The sequence below is a fragment of the Streptomyces sp. NPDC060028 genome (genome assembly GCF_042736725.1).
Taxonomy (GTDB): domain Bacteria; phylum Actinomycetota; class Actinomycetes; order Streptomycetales; family Streptomycetaceae; genus Streptomyces.
Genome location: NZ_JBHWVJ010000094.1, coordinates 1 through 17,575 on the forward strand (window position 1 = coordinate 1; position 17,575 = coordinate 17,575).

General features: G+C 70.8%; 18 protein-coding genes. 8 read left to right on the forward strand and 10 right to left on the reverse strand.

Features of this window, described 5'->3' with window-relative positions:
• The 7 genes from ACFWBF_RS31770 to ACFWBF_RS31800 form a co-directional block, all read right to left on the reverse strand.
• A partial coding sequence (locus ACFWBF_RS31770; protein ID WP_385607974.1) for an ALF repeat-containing protein occupies positions 1-961 on the reverse strand: 961 nt, incomplete at its 3' end.
• A 416-nt stretch (positions 962-1,377) separates the two neighbouring features.
• Positions 1,378-1,620, reverse strand: a complete 243-nt coding sequence (locus tag ACFWBF_RS31775; protein ID WP_385608021.1) for an arginase family protein — start codon at positions 1,618-1,620, stop codon at positions 1,378-1,380.
• A gap of 45 nt (positions 1,621-1,665) precedes the next feature.
• Positions 1,666-2,241, reverse strand: a complete 576-nt coding sequence (locus ACFWBF_RS31780; RefSeq protein ID WP_385607976.1) for a hypothetical protein — start codon at positions 2,239-2,241, stop codon at positions 1,666-1,668.
• Positions 2,238-3,629 (reverse strand): hypothetical protein, encoded by a 1,392-nt coding sequence (locus ACFWBF_RS31785; RefSeq protein ID WP_385607978.1) that lies wholly within the window; start codon positions 3,627-3,629, stop codon positions 2,238-2,240. The genes ACFWBF_RS31780 and ACFWBF_RS31785 overlap by 4 nt, the downstream gene beginning before the upstream one ends.
• Entirely contained in the window at positions 3,626-4,435 is an 810-nt protein-coding gene (locus tag ACFWBF_RS31790; RefSeq protein ID WP_385607979.1) for an ABC transporter ATP-binding protein, read from the reverse strand. The genes ACFWBF_RS31785 and ACFWBF_RS31790 overlap by 4 nt, the downstream gene beginning before the upstream one ends.
• A gap of 32 nt (positions 4,436-4,467) precedes the next feature.
• Entirely contained in the window at positions 4,468-5,283 is an 816-nt protein-coding gene (locus tag ACFWBF_RS31795) for a zf-HC2 domain-containing protein (RefSeq protein WP_385607981.1), read from the reverse strand.
• Positions 5,280-5,783, reverse strand: a complete 504-nt coding sequence (locus ACFWBF_RS31800; protein ID WP_385607983.1) for an RNA polymerase sigma factor — start codon at positions 5,781-5,783, stop codon at positions 5,280-5,282. Before ACFWBF_RS31800 ends, ACFWBF_RS31795 begins: the two co-directional genes overlap by 4 nt.
• Before the next feature lie 305 nt (positions 5,784-6,088).
• Here ACFWBF_RS31800 and ACFWBF_RS31805 point away from each other — a divergent pair, with 305 nt between their 5' ends.
• Both ACFWBF_RS31805 and ACFWBF_RS31810 read left to right on the forward strand, forming a co-directional pair.
• Positions 6,089-8,149 (forward strand): alpha-galactosidase, encoded by a 2,061-nt coding sequence (locus ACFWBF_RS31805; RefSeq protein ID WP_385607984.1) that lies wholly within the window; start codon positions 6,089-6,091, stop codon positions 8,147-8,149.
• On the forward strand, positions 8,146-9,408 hold the full coding sequence (locus ACFWBF_RS31810; RefSeq protein ID WP_385607986.1) for an MFS transporter: 1,263 nt from the start codon (positions 8,146-8,148) through the stop codon (positions 9,406-9,408). The genes ACFWBF_RS31805 and ACFWBF_RS31810 overlap by 4 nt, the downstream gene beginning before the upstream one ends.
• Before the next feature lie 23 nt (positions 9,409-9,431).
• On the opposite strand, the gene ACFWBF_RS31815 is transcribed toward ACFWBF_RS31810, so the two are convergent.
• Positions 9,432-10,052, reverse strand: a complete 621-nt coding sequence (locus ACFWBF_RS31815; protein ID WP_385607987.1) for a TetR family transcriptional regulator — start codon at positions 10,050-10,052, stop codon at positions 9,432-9,434.
• A gap of 64 nt (positions 10,053-10,116) precedes the next feature.
• Here ACFWBF_RS31815 and ACFWBF_RS31820 point away from each other — a divergent pair, with 64 nt between their 5' ends.
• Both ACFWBF_RS31820 and ACFWBF_RS31825 read left to right on the forward strand, forming a co-directional pair.
• On the forward strand, positions 10,117-11,451 hold the full coding sequence (locus ACFWBF_RS31820; protein WP_385607989.1) for a GH1 family beta-glucosidase: 1,335 nt from the start codon (positions 10,117-10,119) through the stop codon (positions 11,449-11,451).
• Between the two features lie 165 nt (positions 11,452-11,616).
• Positions 11,617-12,795, forward strand: a complete 1,179-nt coding sequence (locus ACFWBF_RS31825) for a winged helix DNA-binding domain-containing protein (RefSeq protein WP_385607990.1) — start codon at positions 11,617-11,619, stop codon at positions 12,793-12,795.
• Between the two features lie 123 nt (positions 12,796-12,918).
• On the opposite strand, the gene ACFWBF_RS31830 is transcribed toward ACFWBF_RS31825, so the two are convergent.
• Positions 12,919-13,518 (reverse strand): hypothetical protein, encoded by a 600-nt coding sequence (locus ACFWBF_RS31830; protein ID WP_385607992.1) that lies wholly within the window; start codon positions 13,516-13,518, stop codon positions 12,919-12,921.
• Positions 13,519-13,816: 298 nt separating this feature from the next.
• On the opposite strand from ACFWBF_RS31830, the gene ACFWBF_RS31835 reads away from it, so the two are divergent.
• From ACFWBF_RS31835 to ACFWBF_RS31850, 4 genes are all read left to right on the forward strand, one after another.
• Positions 13,817-14,653 carry a class I SAM-dependent methyltransferase gene (locus ACFWBF_RS31835; protein WP_385607994.1) on the forward strand — a complete coding sequence of 279 codons (837 nt, stop codon included), beginning with the start codon at positions 13,817-13,819 and terminating at the stop codon, positions 14,651-14,653.
• A gap of 109 nt (positions 14,654-14,762) precedes the next feature.
• Positions 14,763-15,584, forward strand: coding sequence for a hypothetical protein (locus ACFWBF_RS31840; protein ID WP_385607996.1), 822 nt, complete (start codon positions 14,763-14,765; stop codon positions 15,582-15,584).
• Between the two features lie 98 nt (positions 15,585-15,682).
• The gene (locus ACFWBF_RS31845) at positions 15,683-16,420 is read left to right on the forward strand and encodes a hypothetical protein (protein WP_385607998.1); all 738 of its coding nucleotides are present in this window, start codon (positions 15,683-15,685) and stop codon (positions 16,418-16,420) included.
• Positions 16,417-17,274 carry a hypothetical protein gene (locus tag ACFWBF_RS31850; RefSeq protein ID WP_385608000.1) on the forward strand — a complete coding sequence of 286 codons (858 nt, stop codon included), beginning with the start codon at positions 16,417-16,419 and terminating at the stop codon, positions 17,272-17,274. Before ACFWBF_RS31845 ends, ACFWBF_RS31850 begins: the two co-directional genes overlap by 4 nt.
• Positions 17,275-17,402: 128 nt before the next feature.
• Here ACFWBF_RS31850 and ACFWBF_RS31855 read toward each other — a convergent pair whose 3' ends face one another.
• Positions 17,403-17,567 (reverse strand): hypothetical protein, encoded by a 165-nt coding sequence (locus ACFWBF_RS31855; RefSeq protein WP_385608002.1) that lies wholly within the window; start codon positions 17,565-17,567, stop codon positions 17,403-17,405.
• Positions 17,568-17,575: the final 8 nt, after the last annotated feature.

Sequence of the window (17,575 nt, forward strand, 5' to 3'; positions counted from 1 at the left end):
CGGCGGAGGCGGCGGCGCGGGCCGCGTCGGCGGCCTGCTTCGCCTTCACCGCGGCCCGGTTGGCGTCGTTCTTGGCCTGCCGGGTCTCTTCCGCGGCCTTCAGCGCGGCGGTCTTCGCGAGCTCGGAAGCCGCGATCGCCTTCGCGGAGGCCTCGACGGCCGCCTTCGTGGCGTCCTCGGCCTGCCGGCCCGCCAGCTTCGCGTCCTCGGTGAGCTGAGCGATCGTCGCGTACTCTTGGTCCCGGTTGCGCGCGGTGAACTGCCCGATCTCCAGGAACTCGGCGATGTCGTCCGCCGTCCCGCGCAGCGCGACCTTCGCCGCCGCCTTCACGTTCGGGCCGCCGGTCGTCGCCAGCTTCGAGACCGCGACCTCGTTGTCCGTCTCGCGCGCCTCGTACTGGCCCGAAGCCAGGAACGTCGCCCGGTCCTCGGCGGTGCCCTTGAGCGCCGCCTGGCCCGCGTCCTTCACACCGACGCCGCCGAAGTTGACGACCCGGGAGACCTCGACCTGGCGGTCCTCGTCCAGCGGCGTCTGCCAGCCCTTGTCGAGGAAGGTGTCCAGCTGCGCCGGCGTGCCCTTCAGGGCCTGCTTGGCCGCCGCTCGGACGGCGGGGCCGCCCGCGTTGAACAGTCGGCTGGCCGCGACGTAGTCGTCGTCGTACCTGATGGCCGTGTTGGCGTCGAGGAACTTCTGGACGTCCTCGTCGGAGCCCAGGAGCGCCTGCTCGGCCGCTTCCCGGATCCCGGCACCACCGTTGATCCAGTAGTCGAGCGCCAGGGCCCGGCCCTCGGCCCGCGCCAGCGTCGCGCGCTGCTCCAGGGCCGTCGCCGGAGCGGCCGTCAGCAGCCCGGCCACCAGTGCCGCGGGCAGGAGCGCGCCTACCGCGCAGCGCAGCCGCGCCGTGCCGCGGGGGCGGGTGCCGGGGGGTATCGCCCCGGTCGTTGATGTACGCCGTCTCATCCGGCAGGACCTCACTTGCTAGAGAAGGCAACCACGCCTGCGCACATGCAAGGGTTTGCCGCCTGTGAGGACCGTCGTGAGCGAGGCACGGATCCCGTGGCGGTATGCCCCGGCCGCAACGGACCGTAAGTCCCTGTCCGGGTCATTCATAACGGAGGGCACCCAAGCATCAAGACTCATCACGTGGTTGGGATGAAGATGATCTTACATACCCCTTTACGTCTGCGACGGAGGCGCGGGCACCCCGGAGCGTGCGAGACGGCGACGTCCTCCTGACGACCTCGTGCATGGTCGGCGGCAGCCCGTTGGAAGGCGTGGTTCGGCTTGGTGTTCGCCTTGACTGACCGGGCTGGCGCATGGCGGCCTGCTGGTGTGAACGGAGGCCGGTGACGGCTTGGTTGGTGTCACTCATGTGTTCACGTCGACCGCCTCGCGCACGGCGGTGAAGTACTGCCCCGCCTCCGGCGGAGGGCGCTTGGCAACCGCGCAACTCGACAACACGCGGTCCCGGATTCGACGGGGCGGCGCATGGGGGTGCCGTGGGACACCAGGGAGCCGAACTGGGTGTCGCCCGTGTCGGCTTGGGCGTCGAAGTGGATCACGGATACCTCGCCGAAGCCGAGGTGTCGGGCGACGCCGGTGTGGTCCGGCCAGGCAATGGTGTGATCGGGGGCCGGTCTCCTTGTCGGCGCGGGGCGTGTCCGTCACCGTCTCGGTCCTGCTGTGGCGTACAGCACGGTGCCGCTCGCCAGCAGGGCCCACCCGGTCGCGGCGGACGCCGTCGTGGCGGGGGAAATGATCATCCAGCTGCCCACCTCTCCCGCGAGGCCGGGCGGAGGCGGGACGAGGAGGGTGAACGCGAGCCAGCCGGTCGGCAGGGTCCATGCGAACGGTGCCCCGCACAGCACCGCTCCGAGCGCGGCCAGGCCGACCAGGCCCGCGCTGTCCCGGATGACGAGCGCAGCCGGGGCGAGCGTCGGCCCCGCTGCCTGGACCGCCAGCAGCGCCGCCGCGGCGACCGCGCCGATCAGCAGCACGTGCGCCGCCCGCCGGGGCATCCACCGGATCGCGGCCGTCCGGTCCAGCGCGGCATCCTGCCCGCCGAGCCCGGCGGAAGCGGCCGCCACGTTCATGGTGAGGACCAGGACCGCGATCCCCAGGTCCGCCGGGCCCTTGCCGCTGCCCTGGTTGAGGGCCCACAGCGCCAGCGCGCCGAGCGTGACCGCGGCGGCCGAAGTGGGCACCTGCCGTGAACGCGCGTACAGCGTCAGCCATCTCATGGGGATGTCTCCCCCGTCAGCGCCGCGAGCTCGTTCTTGCAGGAGAGCGCGGCGGCATGCGCCTGGGCGATCCGCGAGCGCTGCTCGGCCGGCGGCAGGGCCGTCAGCTTCTCCCAGGCGACTTTGGCGTTCGCCCATGCACGCTGCGCGTACTCGTCGGCGTCCGGCTTCTGCAGCGGTTCGAGCTGGTGATCGCCGAGGGCCCAGCTCGCGGCGATGCTCTGTGCGGGGATGTCGACCAGCCCCCAGCCCTCCCGAACGGTGCGCGGTTCGCAGTTCGGTGTCAGGCCCTGGGCGACCAGGAGGCGGGTCATTTCCGCCCCCGTCGCATGTGCGATCAGCGGGTCGTCGAAGTCGATCAGCACCACGTCGCCGGAGAGTTGGCGCTCGGCGCCGAGCGCGCGCAGCGCGGTCTCCTCGCGCACCGAGTTCGGCGCCTGGTCGCCCAAGGCGTCGTGCAGCACGCGCAGCGCCTCCTTGCCGCGCGGCGCGAGCTCGGGCAGGCGTGAGCGGTTCGCCTGCGTCACGCACACCGGGCCGTCGCAGACCAGGGTGGCGGCGGCCCTGTCGACGACGTAGGTGTCGCGCGCGGCGGCCGGGAGGATCAGCAGGGCCAGGACCGCGCCGGCCAGGACGGGGGCGACCGCGAGCAGCCGGGCCCGGCGGGTCGCGGCCACCAGCAGTGCGAAGCCGGTGGCGAGCAGGCCGATCAGCCAGAGCGTCTGGCCGAGGTTCACGGCACCGGACAGGGTCAGCAGCATCTCCCGCGGCATATCGGTCACGGGGGACAGTTGGGCAAGCCGGTTCGGCGCGATGCCCGACGGGAGTTCCCCGTCTGTGGTCTGCCGCAGCAGGACGGTCATCATCAGGAAGAGCAGCACCAGGAGCGGCGGGGTGAGCACAGAGGGCAGGGTCCGTGCGACACCCATGCCGAACACGGCCCCCGCGACCAGGGCCAGCGCCGCCACCAGCGAGATCGCCAGCCAACCGAGGGGCAGGTGGGTGGCGCTACCGAGCGCCACCTGGACCGCGCCCCACAGGACGAGCAGGCCGAAGGCCGCCGCCAACGAGATCACCGTCGCACCGGCCGGCAGCGCCGCCCGGCGCCAGGCCGGTCGCGGGGTGGTCGTCAGCAGTTCGGTCATCCGCGAGCGGGAGTCGCGCAGCCCGTGCAACGCCCCGAAGCCCACCGCGATCGGCCACCCGTAGGCCAGCATGCAACGGGTGGTCAGCGCCATCGACGTCCACTGGGCCGTCCACGCCGCGGTGCCGTACCACCACAGTCCGTTGATCAGATGGAGGAACGCCAGGCTGCCTCCCAGGATCACGAGGCCGGCCCACGGGGCGGCGGAGCGCTTCAGCTCGATCCTCAGCACGCGCCCGCTCACCAGGTACCGCCCTGCGACTCGTTGGTGCGGAGCAGCGCCGAGTAGCCGCGCTCCAGGGGGCTGTCGCCCGGGTAGTCGGTGCCGCCCGCCGCGGCCAGGTCCTGCGGCGTGCCCTGGAAGACGAGGCGGCCGTCGGCGAAGAGGACCACGTCGGAGCAGGCGGCCGCGACGTCCTCGACCAGGTGGGTGGAGACGACCACACAGGTGTCGCGGCCCAGTTCCTGCAGCAGCTCGCGGAAGCGCAGCCGCTGCGCCGGGTCCAGGCCGGCCGTCGGCTCGTCCAGCAGCAGCACCACGGGGTCGTTGACGATGGCCTGGGCGATGCCGGCGCGCCGCACCATGCCTCCGGACAGGGTCTTCATCCGATGGTCGGCGCGGTCCGCCAGGCCCACCCGCTCCACGGCCCGCTGGACGGCCGCGGGGACGTCCGCTTTGGGAACCTCCTTCAGCCAGGCCATGTACTCGACGAACTCACGGACCGTAAAACGCTTGTAGTAGCCGAACTCCTGCGGCAGGTAGCCGATCCGGCGGCGCAGCGCCCGGTGGTCGCCCATCCCGTTCACGGAGTCGCCGAGCAGCTCCAGTTCGCCCGCGGCGGGGCGCAGCACGGTGGCCAGTGCCCGGATCAGGGTGGTCTTTCCCGCTCCGTTGGGCCCCAACAGGCCGTGGGCGCCGGTGCCGAGCGAGAGGTCGAGCCCGTCGACCGCCATCTTCTTGCGTCCGGCCCGCACTTTCAGGCCGGTGGCCCGGATCTCCCAGGCGTATGTCTTCGGCGCGGTGGCAGCCGCGCTCGTGGTGGGTGTCATGCGGTGGTCCCTTTCGAGGGTCGAGCATGGTTTCACAGCGCTGAGTACGCGCGTCTGCGGGCGATCACGGCGCCGGTGCCGAGCACGAGGAGTGCTCCCCACACGGGCAGTTGGTCCGGCCGCAGGATGACGGGGACGCGGCCGGTGCCCCAGGCGGGTGCCGCGATGACGGCGCCCCACGCGACCACCAGCCCGGCGGCGGCGCGGGTCACGCCGACCACGCTGCCCAGCGCCAGGGCCGTGGAGGTGAAGGCCAGTGAGGGCAGCAACCACTGAGCGGCCGTCATGGCTCCGGTCAGCCAGCCCTCCACCAGGAGCGCGGGCAGCACCACGGCGAGTACCGAGATGGTGCGCCGGAGCAGCAGGGGCAGACCGGCCCGGGGCGTGGAGGCCGTCAGTTCGTGCGCCGGGTCCAGGCTGCGCGACCACGCTGCGGCGACAGCGCACAGCGGCAGCACGGGCGCGATCAGCAGCGCGGGCGAGGCGGCACCGGAGACCGCCGGCGCCCCGGCCGCCGCCAGCAGCAGCGCCAGCAAGGTCACGGTGACCGTCATGGCCAGCCACGGGACCATGACCGGGGTCGTCCAGGCCGACACCCACCGCGGGCGGTACCGCCGCGAGGGCGCCCTGACGGCCGCGTCCAACTGCGGTTCCAGACCGGCCCGGACGGTGTCGACGAGCGCGGCGATGCCGGGCGCCTCGGTGGCCACGGAGGCCGCCAGACGGCTCCGGCACAGCGCGCACGTCTCCAGGTGGGCCTCCAGCGCCCATACGGTGTCCGCGGCCATCGCCGCATCACCCCGTGCGTACTCGTCGATCAACCGCATCGACGCATGGTCAGTGCTCATGCCAGTGCCTCCCGCATCGCGATCCGGGCCCGGCGGGCGCGGGTTTTGACCGTGCCTTCGGGCAGTCTGAGCAGGACGGCGGTCTCCCGCACCGAAAGCCCGTCCAGCACCATGGCCTGCAACACCTGCCGTAGCTCCGGTGCCAGTTGCCGCAGGGCGTCGCCGACCTCGCCGCCGACGGTCGTGGCCAGTACCTCGTCCTCCGCCGCGGGCACCACCACCCGCTCGGCGGCGGCGACCGGCGGTTCGGCGTGGTGGGCACGGCGCCGGAACGCATCGACGAGGCGGCGCGCCGCGATCGTCCACACCCACCCGACGCCCGTCCCGCCGATCGCGCTCCCGGCGAAGGCGCCGGCCGCGCGCCACACCGCCAGATAGGTCTCCTGCATGACCTCGGCGACGATCTGCTCGTCCGCGCAGCGGCGGCGCAGCCGCACGGCCAGCCACGGCGAGGTGCGGCGGTACAACTCGTCGAACGCCCCGCGGTCACCTCTGGCCACCAGCCGGAGGAGGCGCTCCTCGTCCAGCTCATCCAGTGCTCTCCTGCGTGATCTCACACAAGCCAGACGGCCCGCTGCGGCGTACAGGTTCTGCGTCTGCCGTGATCTGCGTCACGGTGTCACGTGCGGAGGTTCGCGATCCCCCGAAGCCCGGTCGCCGGCTTCGGCCCCGCCCATAGGCCATCAGCTCGGGCGGCCCGGTCGTGAAGTGGCCCAGGGACAGCCCCCGTCAAGGGGGTTGGCGTCGCAGGTGTGCTCACGTAGCATCGAGCAAAACATGAGCCCTACTCACATTGAGGCCGCGTGTGATCACCTACCATTCCGAAGCCCGCCTGTGGCTGCTGAGCACGCCCGGCACCTCCTATGCCTTCCAACTGGACGCCGACGACGTCCCCCGGCACGTGCACTGGGGCCGGCCGCTGACCCTGGAGCAGGCCGTCGTGATCGCGGCCGACCTGCCCGCCGAGGACCCCGGCGGCGACGACCCCGGCGGCGAGGAGTACGTGGTCGAGGGCGGCCTGCGGTTCGGGGCGCCGTCGCTGACCGTCCGGTTCGACGACGGCGTGCGCGGCTTCGAGTGGCGGTTCGTCTCGCACAGGGCTGAGGGCGGCCTGCTCACGCTCTCCTTCACCGACCGCGTCCGCTCCCTGGGTCTCGACCTGCACTACCGGATCCGGGACGGCCACGACCAGATGGAACGCTGGGCGGTCCTCACCGCGGACGAGCCGGTGGACGTCCTGCGGTTCGACTCCGCCGCCTGGACGCTGCCCGCCCGCGACGACTACCGGGTCAGCCATGTGGTGGGAGAGTGGGGCAGGGAGTTCCAGCTCCAGCGCGACCGGGTGCCCATCGGGGAGACGGTGTTCACCAGCCGCCTCGGCATCACAGGGCAGCACGCCGGACCCTGGCTGATGCTCGACGCGCACGACGCCGCCGAGGAGCACGGCGAGGTCTGGAGCGCGGCCCTGGCCTGGAGCGGCAGCCGCCGGGTCACCCTGCGCCGCGACCCTTACGGCCGCGCCTCCTGGACCGGAGGCTTCGGTCACGAGGGCCTGGTCTGGAAACTGCTCCCCGGCGAGCGCCTGGAGACCCCCGTCTTCACCGGGCTGTACGCCCCCGACGGCTTCGGCGGCACCAGCCGCCGCTGGCACGCCTACGTCGAAGGCCAGGTGCTGCTCGCCCGTCCGGCCGAACGCCCCCTGATCTTCAACTCGTGGGAGGCGACCGAGTTCGGCATCAACGAGAAGCAGCAGACCGAGCTGGCCGAGCTGGCCGCGGGTCTCGGCGTCGAGATCTTCGTGGTGGACGACGCCTGGTTCGGCGCCCGCACCAGCGACATGGCCGGGCTCGGCGACTGGTGGCCCAACCCCGACCGCTTCCCGGACGGCCTGGGCCCGCTCGCCGACCACGTTCGCGCGCTGGGCATGGGCTTCGGCCTGTGGGTCGAGCCCGAGGCCGTCAACCCCGACAGCGACCTGTACCGTGCGCATCCTGACTGGATCCTCTGCCAGGACGGCCGTACGCGCACGCGGAGCCGTAACCAGCACGTGCTGAACTTCGCCCGCCGCGACGTCCGTGAATGGGCGGTCGAATGGCTGGTCAGGACCGTCACCGAGCTGGACGTCGCCTTCCTCAAATGGGACATGAACCGGTCCTTCAGCGAGGCGGGGCAGCCGGGGGCCGCCGACCCCGACCGGGTCTGGATCGAGCACACGCGCGGCGTCTACGAGGTGATGGACCGGCTGCGCGCCGCCCGTCCGGACCTGTACTTGGAGTCGTGCGCGGGCGGCGGCGGGCGGGCCGACCTGGGCGTGCTGGCCCGCGCCGACCAGGTCTGGACCTCCGACAACACCGACGCCGCCGAACGCGTCGCGATCCAGCACGGCCACTGCCAGCTGCTGCCTGCCAGGACCATGGGCGCCTGGGTCACCGACAGCCCGAACAGCTTCACCGCCCGCCCGGCCTCGGTCCGGTACCGCTTCCACGTCTCGATGGCCGGGGCGATGGGCATCGGCGGCGACCTGCGGAAATGGAGCGAGGATGAGCTGGCCTGGGCCCGGGCGCTGGTCGAACAGTACAAGCGGATCCGGCCGGTGGTGCACGGTGGCGTCCTGTATCGCCTCGGGCATGACGCCGTGCAGTACCTCACCGGGGACGAGGTCGTCGTCTTCCAGTTCCAGCCGTCCGGGCTGAACCGCACCGTCGCCCGCACCCGGCTGAAGGGCCTCGACCCCGGCGCCCGCTACCGGGACGAGGACACCGGCGCCGTCCACGAGGGCGCCGTCCTGCTCAGCCACGGCCTCCCGCCGCTGCTGGCCTTCGACTGCACGAGCGAGCTCGTCCACCTCAAGAGAGTGCCCCGATGAGCCTCGCCCCCGCACGGCCCGAGGCTCTCGCCGAGCCGACCCGCAAGGTCAGACCCGGCTGGATAGCCCTGTACGTGCTGGCCAACACCGGCATGTTCATCCCGATGCAGGTGCCGACCACGTTCCTGATGCCCGAGCAGATCGCCCAGATCGACCCGGCGGGCAAGGTCGGCAGTTACGCCTGGGTCAGCATGATGGGCGCGATCTCGGGAATCGTCATCGCGCCGCTGGCCGGCGCGCTCTGCGACCGCACCACCGGCCGTTTCGGCCGCCGCCGGCCGTGGATGATCGCGGGCTCGCTGGTCTGCACGGCAGCGCTGGTCTATACCGGCATCCAGACGACGGTCGCCGGGATCGCGCTCGGCTCTCTGGTGCTGTCCGCCGCCTTCATGATCATCGGCGCCGGGCTCGCCCCGGTGGTACCCGACCGGGTCCCCGTCGCGCAACGCGGTGTGGTGCTGGGCTGGGCCACGGTCCCGCAGGCCGGCGGCATGATCGCGGGCGGGCTGCTGCTCGGGCTGGTCGCGGGCTTCTCCGCGCAGTACGTGCTGATGGCCGCGTTCCCGCTGCTGATCGTGCTGTTCGCGGTCGTCATGAAGGACCCGCCGCTTCCCCCCGACCACCGCGAGCCGTTCTCGCTGCGCGCCTTCCTGGACGGCTACCGGATCAGCCCGCGCCAACACCCCGACTTCGTCTGGGCGTTGAGCTCCCGGTTCGTCATGGGGCTGGGCTACGGCCTGGGCACGCTCTACCTGCCGTACTTCCTGGACGACGTCCTGCACTACGAGCAGCTGTTCCCCGGCCAGTCCACCGAGGACGGCCTGCTCATCGTGGTCGGCGTCAACTGCCTGGCCACGATCTCGACGGTCGTCCTGAGCGGCTGGCTCTCCGACAAGCTGGGCAAGCGCCGCATGCTCGTCTTCCTCGGCGGGGTCACGATGGCCGTCGCCGCGATCCCGCTCGCCCTGTCGCCCACCTGGACCATGACGCTGGTCGCGGCCGTCATCCTGGGCCTGGGCTACGGCGTGTACTTGGCCGTCGACACCGCCCTGGTCACCGAGGTGCTCCCTGCCTCGGCGGACCGCGGCAAGGACATGGCCCTGGCCAACCTGATGGCTTCGCTGCCTTACGTTCTGGTACCGCCGATCGCCTCGGTCGCGCTCGGGGATCTGGGGGGCTACCGCTCGTTGTTCCTCTGCTCTGCGGCCATGTCCGTGCTGGGCGCGGTACTGGTCTGGAAGGTCAGGAGCGTCCGCTAGCGCGCTGCCCGACCTGTCGCCAGTCATTGGATTCGATCGTTCAGGTAGCTGTTGAGGACTCGTTTGCACTCGGCGATCAGCTGGGGGTCGCCCTGCGGATCGGTACGGAAGGCAAGTCTCAGCACGCCGTCCGCGCATTCCAGGGCCACCCGGATGGCGATCTCCAGTTCGGCGTCGTCCTGAACGCCGGACAGGGACGCGGTCAGCGAGCGCAGCCGCCCGGCCACCGCCGTGTTGTTGTCCAGGGCCGGATCGAGGGTATGGTCCCGGCCCACTGCGCCAAAGTCGACCACGCCGAAACCGGTGATCGTCCGGCGCATCGCGACGTACTCCTCGACGGCCACCTCGACGACGCCCGAGATGTCCTCTGGCTTCTCACGCTCCAGCCGGACCGCGACCCGCTCCAGGAAGGCCTCCAGGTTCCGGGCGGCGAGCGCGCCGATCAGCCCCTCCTGGTCGGAGAAGAACTGGTAGAGGGTGCCGATGGGCACCTCGGCCCTGCGGGCCACTTCCTTGGTCGTCAGCGCGGCGTAGCCGACCTCGTCCAGGAGTTCGGCGCAGGCGTCGAGCAGCCGTTTGAAACGTTCGGCGCTGCGCTTCTGGACGGGCCGGCGGCGCGTCCCCGAGGTGCGGTCTTGATTCACGGTTCCATCATCCCACCCAGCCAACTAACATGAGTCAGACTCATATTTTGGGAGGTCGTAGTACATGAAGCTGGACCATCTGCCGGCGGACTTCGTCTGGGGCGCCTCGACGGCGTCCTACCAGATCGAGGGCGCCACCAAGGAGGACGGCCGCGGGCCGTCGATATGGGACACCTTCACCGCCCGCCCCGGTACGGTCCGCGACGGGCACACCGGTGACGTGGCCTGCGACCACTACCACCGGTACGAGGAGGATCTGGCGCTGATGGCCGAGGCGGGCCTCACCGGCTACCGCTTCTCCATCGCCTGGCCCAGGATCCAGCCGACCGGCAAGGGCGAGGTCAACCTCCAGGGCCTGGACTTCTACGACCGGCTGGTCGACGGCCTGCTCGCACGCGGCATCGAACCCGTCCCGACACTGTTCCACTGGGACCTCCCCCAGGGCCTTGAGGACGAAGGCGGCTGGCTGAGCCGCGACATCGCGTACCGCTTCGCCGAGTACACCGCCGTCATGGCCGACAGGCTGGGCGACCGCGTCCAGAAGTGGATCACGCTCAACGAGCCGTTCATCCACGCGGTCTGGGGCTACGGCCTCGGCATCCACGCGCCGGGCCGCACCCTGTTCCTGGACTGCCTGCCGGTCGTCCACCACCAGCTGCTCGGCCACGGCCTCGCACTGCGGGAGCTGCGGGCACGCGGCCTCCAGGTGATGATCGCGAACAACTGCACCCCGGTCTGGGCCGCCTCGGACGCCCCCGCCGACCGCGCCGCAGCGCAGGCCTATGACAACCTCCACAACCGCCTGTTCAACGACCCGATCCTTACGGGCGCCTACCCCGACCTGTCGGCCTACGGCGTGGACGCCACCCTCGGCGGCTCCGTCCAGGACGGCGATCTCGAACTGATCTCGGCCCCGTTGGACGCGCTCGGCATCAACTACTACAACCCGACCCGCATCCAGGCTCCGACGTCCGAGGGCCTGCCGTTCGAAGAGGCCCCCATCGAGGGCTACCGCCGCACCGCCTTCGGCTGGCCCGTCGTCCCTGACGGGCTACGGGAGCTGCTCGTCAGCCTCAAGGAGCGCTACCCGGGCCTCCCGCCGGTCTACATCACGGAGAACGGTTGTTCGGTCGAGGACGTCGTCACTGCGGACGGCACCGTCCCCGACCTCGACCGCATCGACTACCTGGACACCCACCTCCAGGCCGTCGACGCCGCCGTGGCGCAAGGCGTGGACGTCCGCGGCTACTTCACCTGGACCCTGATGGACAACTTCGAATGGGCCGAGGGCTTCCATCAGCGCTTCGGCCTCGTCCACGTCGACCACGACACCCAGGTCCGCACCCCGAAGGCGTCCTTCGCCTGGTACCGCGACCTCATCCGCGCTCAGCGCGGCTGAGCCGCCCGCCGAGCTCGGGCGAATACCGTACGAGCTCCCGGCCGCTGGACACCTGATGCCAGCACGAGGTTCCGCCCTGGACAGCCCCCGGTCCGGGGCGGAGCCTTCGTCCCGCCCGCACCAGTGAAAGGACGGCCTCGGCGGCACCGCGCCGGCCCCCCTCTTATGAACGACGTCCGAGCGAAGATCACCGACGAGCAGCGCCGCGCCCGCCTCACCATCGCCCACCTCCTGACACCCGCCCTCCGCGCGGACACCCCCGAGCACGTCGCCGCGGCACTGCTCGCCCTGCACGCCACGGACCCCGCCACCGTCTACCTGTCGGTGGCCGCCCGCATGACCGACCCGGCCCCGGCGCAGTTGGAGCGGGCCCTGTACGAGGAGCGGAGTCTGGTGCGGATGCTCTGCATGCGCCGCACCATGTTCGTCGTCCCCCACGATCTCGCACCCGTCGTCGACGCCTCCACCGCCCGGAGCGTGGCGGCCCGCGAACGGAAGAGCCTCCTCAAGGTCCTGGGCGATCAGCACGGTCACCGCGAAGCCTGGCTGACCGCCACCGAGAACGCCGTGCTCGCCGCCCTGGCCGGCCTCGGCGAGGCCACCGCCGCCCAGCTCGCCGACGCGGTACCCGCCTTGAAGACGCAGATCAGCGTCTCCCCGGGCAAGCCCTATGGGGCCACGCCCCGCATCACCAGCCGTGTGCTGGGCGTGATGGCTGCCGAGAGCCGGATCCGACGCGGCCGCCCGCTGGGCACCTGGGCCTCGTCCCAGTTCCGCTGGACCACGGCCGAACCCCACCCGGACCTTCCCGCCGACGAGGCAAGGGCCGAGCTCGCCACGCACTACCTACGGGCTTTCGGTCCGGCCACCACCGACGACGTCAAGTGGTGGACCGGCTGGACCCTCACCGACACCCGCAAAGCCATCGCCCGCACCGGCGCCGTCGAGGTCGACCTCTCCCCCGGCCCCGGCCACGCCCTGCCCGACCACCTGGACCCGCCCACGGCGACCGAACCCGCGGCCGCCCTGCTTCCCGCGCTCGACCCCACCCCCATGGGCTGGCGGCACCGTGACTGGTACCTCGACCCCGCCCTCGTGCCCGAACTCTTCGACGCCTACGGCAACATCGGCCCCACCCTCTGGTGGAACGGCCGCATCATCGGCGGCTGGACCCAACGCCCCGACGGCGAGATCGCGACCCACGTCCTCACGCCCGCCGGACGCACCCGCGAAGCCCGAACGGCCGCCGCTGCCGAGGCCGCACGGATGGCCGCCTTCCTCGGCGACGTCCGGATCCGCCCCAGCATGCGCACCCCCCTCGAACGCCGCCTCTCCACCAGCTAGTGCTGTGGCCGGGCCCGACCCCGTCTGGCCCGGAGCCACTCCCCCGACAACGTGGGCAACGCCGTGCGCGGGCACCGGCACCGGCCCCGGCTGGCCGAGGGCAGGGCTCCCGGGGCTATGGCATCAAACCGTCAGAGTGGCCGTGGCAAGGAGCCCCTGAAGGATCCGCTCACGCGGAAGGGAAAGATCGAAAAGGCGGCCCAGGATCCCCAGCAGTGTGCGCCGCATCTGCTCGTCGTCCTCTGCGCCTACATAGCCGTCCCGGCCGGCAACGGGAAGTCCGGCCTCCGCTATGGCCGCTGTCACTTCCGCCGCCAACGCCGGGTCCCCGTCGATACCGTCATATCCCCACGATCCGTCCAGGTGCAGATTGAACGAGCAGGCAAGACGCCCATCGCGGTGGTACTCGAAGAACGGCGGCACGGGCTTGCCATTGTCCTCCTCGAACATCACCTGGTAGACGTGCGCGCCGCCCGCCGAGACCGGACCCAGCTCGTCGAACTCGCCCCACCACGGGCCGTACATGACCGCGAACGACAGCCCGGCGTGCTCGCCGTACCGCAGGTGCACCTCTTCCTCGACATCGAAGAGGTCAGGGTTTCCGACCTCGTCAGCGGTGTGCTCACCAGGCGCCCGATGAACAACCGCGGGCACCGCCCAGGAGACCGCCGCCGCGAGCCGCTCGACCAACTCGTCCGGGGTCAGCCCTCGGGCCATCACCACGCTATATCCGCCGTAAGGAGTCCAGCGGGGCGCCGCGAGCCAGGCAATCCCGGCCCCGGATCGGTCGGGAGCAATGTCCTGCGTTCGATGAGTCACCCGGACAGGATCCAGGACACCACCGACAACCCGGCACAGCCGACCTGCCCTTCGTGGCCGCGAGGTAGGCGTGGGTGGATTCGTTACCGAACCACAACCCGAAGGCTCTTCCGATATTGATAGTTTCGTGATACTATGTCAGAAGTTGCCGGTACTGTCTGTGCACATGACGAACAGTGGACAGCCAAGCCGGACAGCTCTCATGGCGGCCGCAGCGCGAGCGGCGCATCTCCTTGTCGACGACAGCCCCTCGATCTTCGTCGACCCTCTGGCACAGACCTTCCTGGGGCAGAGTGCCGAGGAACTCCTCGGCTACCACCGGTCTTACGGTGGTCACCCCGTCCTGGCCGGTGCGCGAACGACGGCCGTTACCCGCAGCCGCTACACGGAGGACCGGCTGGCCGAGCTGGCCCGTGGCGGCGTGGAGCAGTACGTGATTCTCGGTGCGGGGCTGGACTCCTTCGCCTATCGGTCGGAACTTGCCGCCAGTGTCAAAGTGTTCGAGGTTGACCTGCCCGCGACCCAGGAGTGGAAGCGGGAGCTGCTGGTTGCGACGGGGACGAAGGTGCCCTCGTCTGCGACCTTCGTCCCGTTCGACTTCGAGCAGGAGTCCGCACACTCGCTGGCCGGCCACCTCGTGAGGGCCGGCTTCGACCCGGACCGGCCCGCCCTGGTCAGCTGGCTCGGGGTGACGATGTACCTCACTCGGGAGGCGGTCGGGCAGACACTGGCCGTCATCAGCGGCTTCCCGCCCGGCACCGAACTCATCGTGGAGCACCTCCTGCCGGCTGAACTGCGTGATGAGGCGGGGCAGTCGTACGCCGAGGCAGTCATGGCGGCGGCAGCCGAGCAGGGCGAGCCATGGCGGACGTTCCTGAGCGTCGAGCAGATGGATGCCCTCCTGCGCGAGCACCGGCTGAATCCGGTCGCGTACGTCCAGCAGCGCGAGGTCATGGACCCGGCAGGGTGGGAACGCACCGACGCACTCCGCCCGTTCAACCTGTCCGTCCTCGCCCGCGCGAGCGTCCCCGCCTACTAGCGTCAATCTCAAGACGCGGCATGTGTGCGTACAACCGTCTCCCCATGGCATGGGTCTTGTGTGTGCATGGGCCATCAACCTGTGGCCCGCTCCTTGTGGGGGGACCTCTTTGGAACACGGACAAGCCATTGACGAAGAGCGGGAAGGGAAGGAGCCAGCAGGTTCCGGTTCCGGTTCCGGTTCCGGGTCCGCACCCGATATTTCGGCCGTATCCCCGAGCGACCAGGCCGACATCACGGTGCGCCGCCACCGCGCCCGGACGCCCGCCCTCATCACAGGCGCGGTCCTCCTCGGGGCCCTGGCAGGCGTGGTCGCGGGCTGCGTGATCCAGTACGGCCACAAACCGACACCCCTGCCGCCACTGGCCCAGCAGAAGTTGCCGGACCCGAAGCCGCTCGCCCCGGACGACAGCACATCGGTGCGCTCGATCAACGCCAACCGGTGGCACAAGTCGGATGACGACCTGGTCAAGATGCTCATGGAGCCTCCGGGCGAGACGAACATCGTGTTCTGCGGGTACGAGTCTCCCGACACCTTCGCGGCGGACTTCTACGCCAAGTCCGACTCCGGACTCGACAGCCTGGTCCGGTCCGGAATCCGGCGGATCGCGACCCTGCGGTGGCTGGAAAGCGACAGGGGCCTCATCGAGGTGCGGTTGCTGCAGTTCAAGAGCCGCTCGGGCGCCGCAGGCTTCCAGGAGAGTCAAAGCCTCTCCATGCGGACGGACAGCCACGGGGTCAACGAAGGCGAGAATCTCCCGGATGTCCCTGCCGACTTCGGCCACGCGTGGGTGCACTCCGACGCGCGCGGTGCCCGGGCCATCGCCCGCCACGGCGACATCGTCGTGGACATCTCGCAGGTGAACACCCGCGGCGACGTGTCGCAGCACGATGTCGTCGACCTGGCCAAGCGACAGCTGGAGCGACTGTGAGCGAGCAGCGACACGGTGCGAGCCCCGCTCCGGAGTCGGAACCCCCGCGACCTGCGGCCGGCCAGGAGCCGCGCATCTCTGCGAAGCCGCCACGCTCTGTGGCCCGTACAGCGGCGGCGATCGCCGGCGGCGCAGTCACCCTCGCCGCCGTCGTGGTGGCCGGGTTCTGGGCATCCGCCAAACTCGACGAAGCGGACCGGACCTCACCCGCGCCCACGCGCTACTGGCTCGCGGAAGGTATCCGTCCGACGCCGGCCGCGAGCGGCCCCTCGACGCTGCCCACCAACGAGCTCACCAGCAAGCTCCTACCGATGCCCAAGGGGTTCGGGCTCGGTCCCGACCTCGGCAGTCAGGGCAACGACTTCTACGTTCCGGGCGAAAGAGCGGTCCAGGCGTTCAAGGATTCTTCGATCGGCCTGCCCGACGGAGAGCGGACCGAGCGGGACAGGGCCGTGGACGCGCTCAAGGTCGGCGGCCTGGCCGGGCGCAGCTACAACAAGGAGGCTACCGGCACGGTCGCCGAGGTGCTCCTGCTCCAGGCCGCTCCGCAGGGCGTCGCCAAGTTCTCCGAGGTCGGCAGGAGACTCCTCGAAGTGACCGGCAACGAGCGCGAGGGGCCGAGGATCGACGGCTTCCCTCAGGCCAAGTGCTCGCTGCACGCCGTCGGCGAGGAGGGGAAGAAGGAAGAGATCGGCTCGATCAATTGCGTGGCCGTCGAGGGAGGGATCCTGGTGAGTTTCCGGATGTACGGGCCCAGGCCCTTCTCCACCTCGGACGCCGCCGATCTCTTCACACAGCAACTGAAGCACCTGAAGTCCCTCGGGGAGTCCCTGTGACCGACCAGAACACCACCGCCGCCCCATCCGCCTCCGAGCCGGACGCACCACGAGCTCGTAAGGACCGCCGCAAGTTGTACGCCGCCCTGCGCTGGACGGCCGCCTTCATTGCCTTCGCCGCCACAGGCACCGCCGTCACGTACGGGGTTGCCCATGCCGAGCGCACCGACATCCCCGTCCTGTCCACCCGGTCCGACGGCCGCTGGACGTACCCGAAGCTGGTCAAGCCCAACCTGCCGCCGGGCGCCCCCCTGCCCGAGAGCGCGAGCAACAGTGACCACACCCACTACGCGAAGCTGTCCCAGCTCCTGCTGCCGATGCCCACCGGTGCCGAACCGGACAAGGAGTTCCGAGCCGACACGGATGGGGTGGTGACGGCGGATGCCTTCCTGGAGGAGTACGCCCCCGACGCCCGGCCCAAGCTCAAGGAGGGCTTCGACCACGAGGGCCTGCGCCAGATCATCGGCCGTGGCTGGAGCATGCCGGACGGCACGCGGACCCGTATCTACCTCCTGCGCTTCCACTCCTCGGGCTTCGTGGACACTTTTCGGGGGTGCGGTGTCAACGTGCAGTTGAAGGGCGTCCCCGTCATCGAGCAGGACCTCTCCTGGAGCAAGGCCAAGGCCTCGCAGCCCGGCAGCCTCGGTGCCGGCGGGTTCCAGGGTTCCGGCACCCTGAGCGAGAGCCGGGCCAGCGTGTATCAGGAGGTCCAGCCGGCGGGCGATGAGCAGGTCAAGCTCGGCTGCCTACAGTCGGGGGACATCCAGGCTGTCATCCTGCAGACCCGCACGGGCGAGGTGGCGACCATCCCCTTCCACCAGACGGTGATCCTTCAAAACCAGCTACTGGGCTGAGTGTCGGCCTGCGCGGTGGCGACCAGCAGCACGGTCTGCCCCGCGCAGCGACGCCGCAATGCCCGTCTGCAAAATCTGCGCCCGGGCGCGGGCTCACGGCGTACGGCCCCGATCCGTAGTCGGTCGGATCAGTTCGTGGCGGAGGCCGTGAGGTCGGCAGCGCCCGTCAGGTGGCCGGGGATCTCCTTCCACTCCGACCACGTGCCGGTGGCGGTGTCCAGAGCCGAGCTGCGAACTCGGCCATCAGCGGTGGCGTAGACATGGATGCGGGGGTCGGACGCGACGCCGGCCACGCGGCTGA

Coding starts and splice junctions, on each gene's coding strand:
- ACFWBF_RS31810 (WP_385607986.1), top strand. CDS start 8,146: ATGAGCCTCGCCCCCGCACGGCCCGAGGCTCTCGCCGAGCCGACCCGC.
- ACFWBF_RS31790 (WP_385607979.1), bottom strand. CDS start 4,435: ATGACACCCACCACGAGCGCGGCTGCCACCGCGCCGAAGACATACGCC.
- ACFWBF_RS31835 (WP_385607994.1), top strand. CDS start 13,817: ATGGCGGCCGCAGCGCGAGCGGCGCATCTCCTTGTCGACGACAGCCCC.
- ACFWBF_RS31795 (WP_385607981.1), bottom strand. CDS start 5,283: ATGAGCACTGACCATGCGTCGATGCGGTTGATCGACGAGTACGCACGG.
- ACFWBF_RS31820 (WP_385607989.1), top strand. CDS start 10,117: ATGAAGCTGGACCATCTGCCGGCGGACTTCGTCTGGGGCGCCTCGACG.
- ACFWBF_RS31825 (WP_385607990.1), top strand. CDS start 11,617: ATGAACGACGTCCGAGCGAAGATCACCGACGAGCAGCGCCGCGCCCGC.
- ACFWBF_RS31780 (WP_385607976.1), bottom strand. CDS start 2,241: ATGAGATGGCTGACGCTGTACGCGCGTTCACGGCAGGTGCCCACTTCG.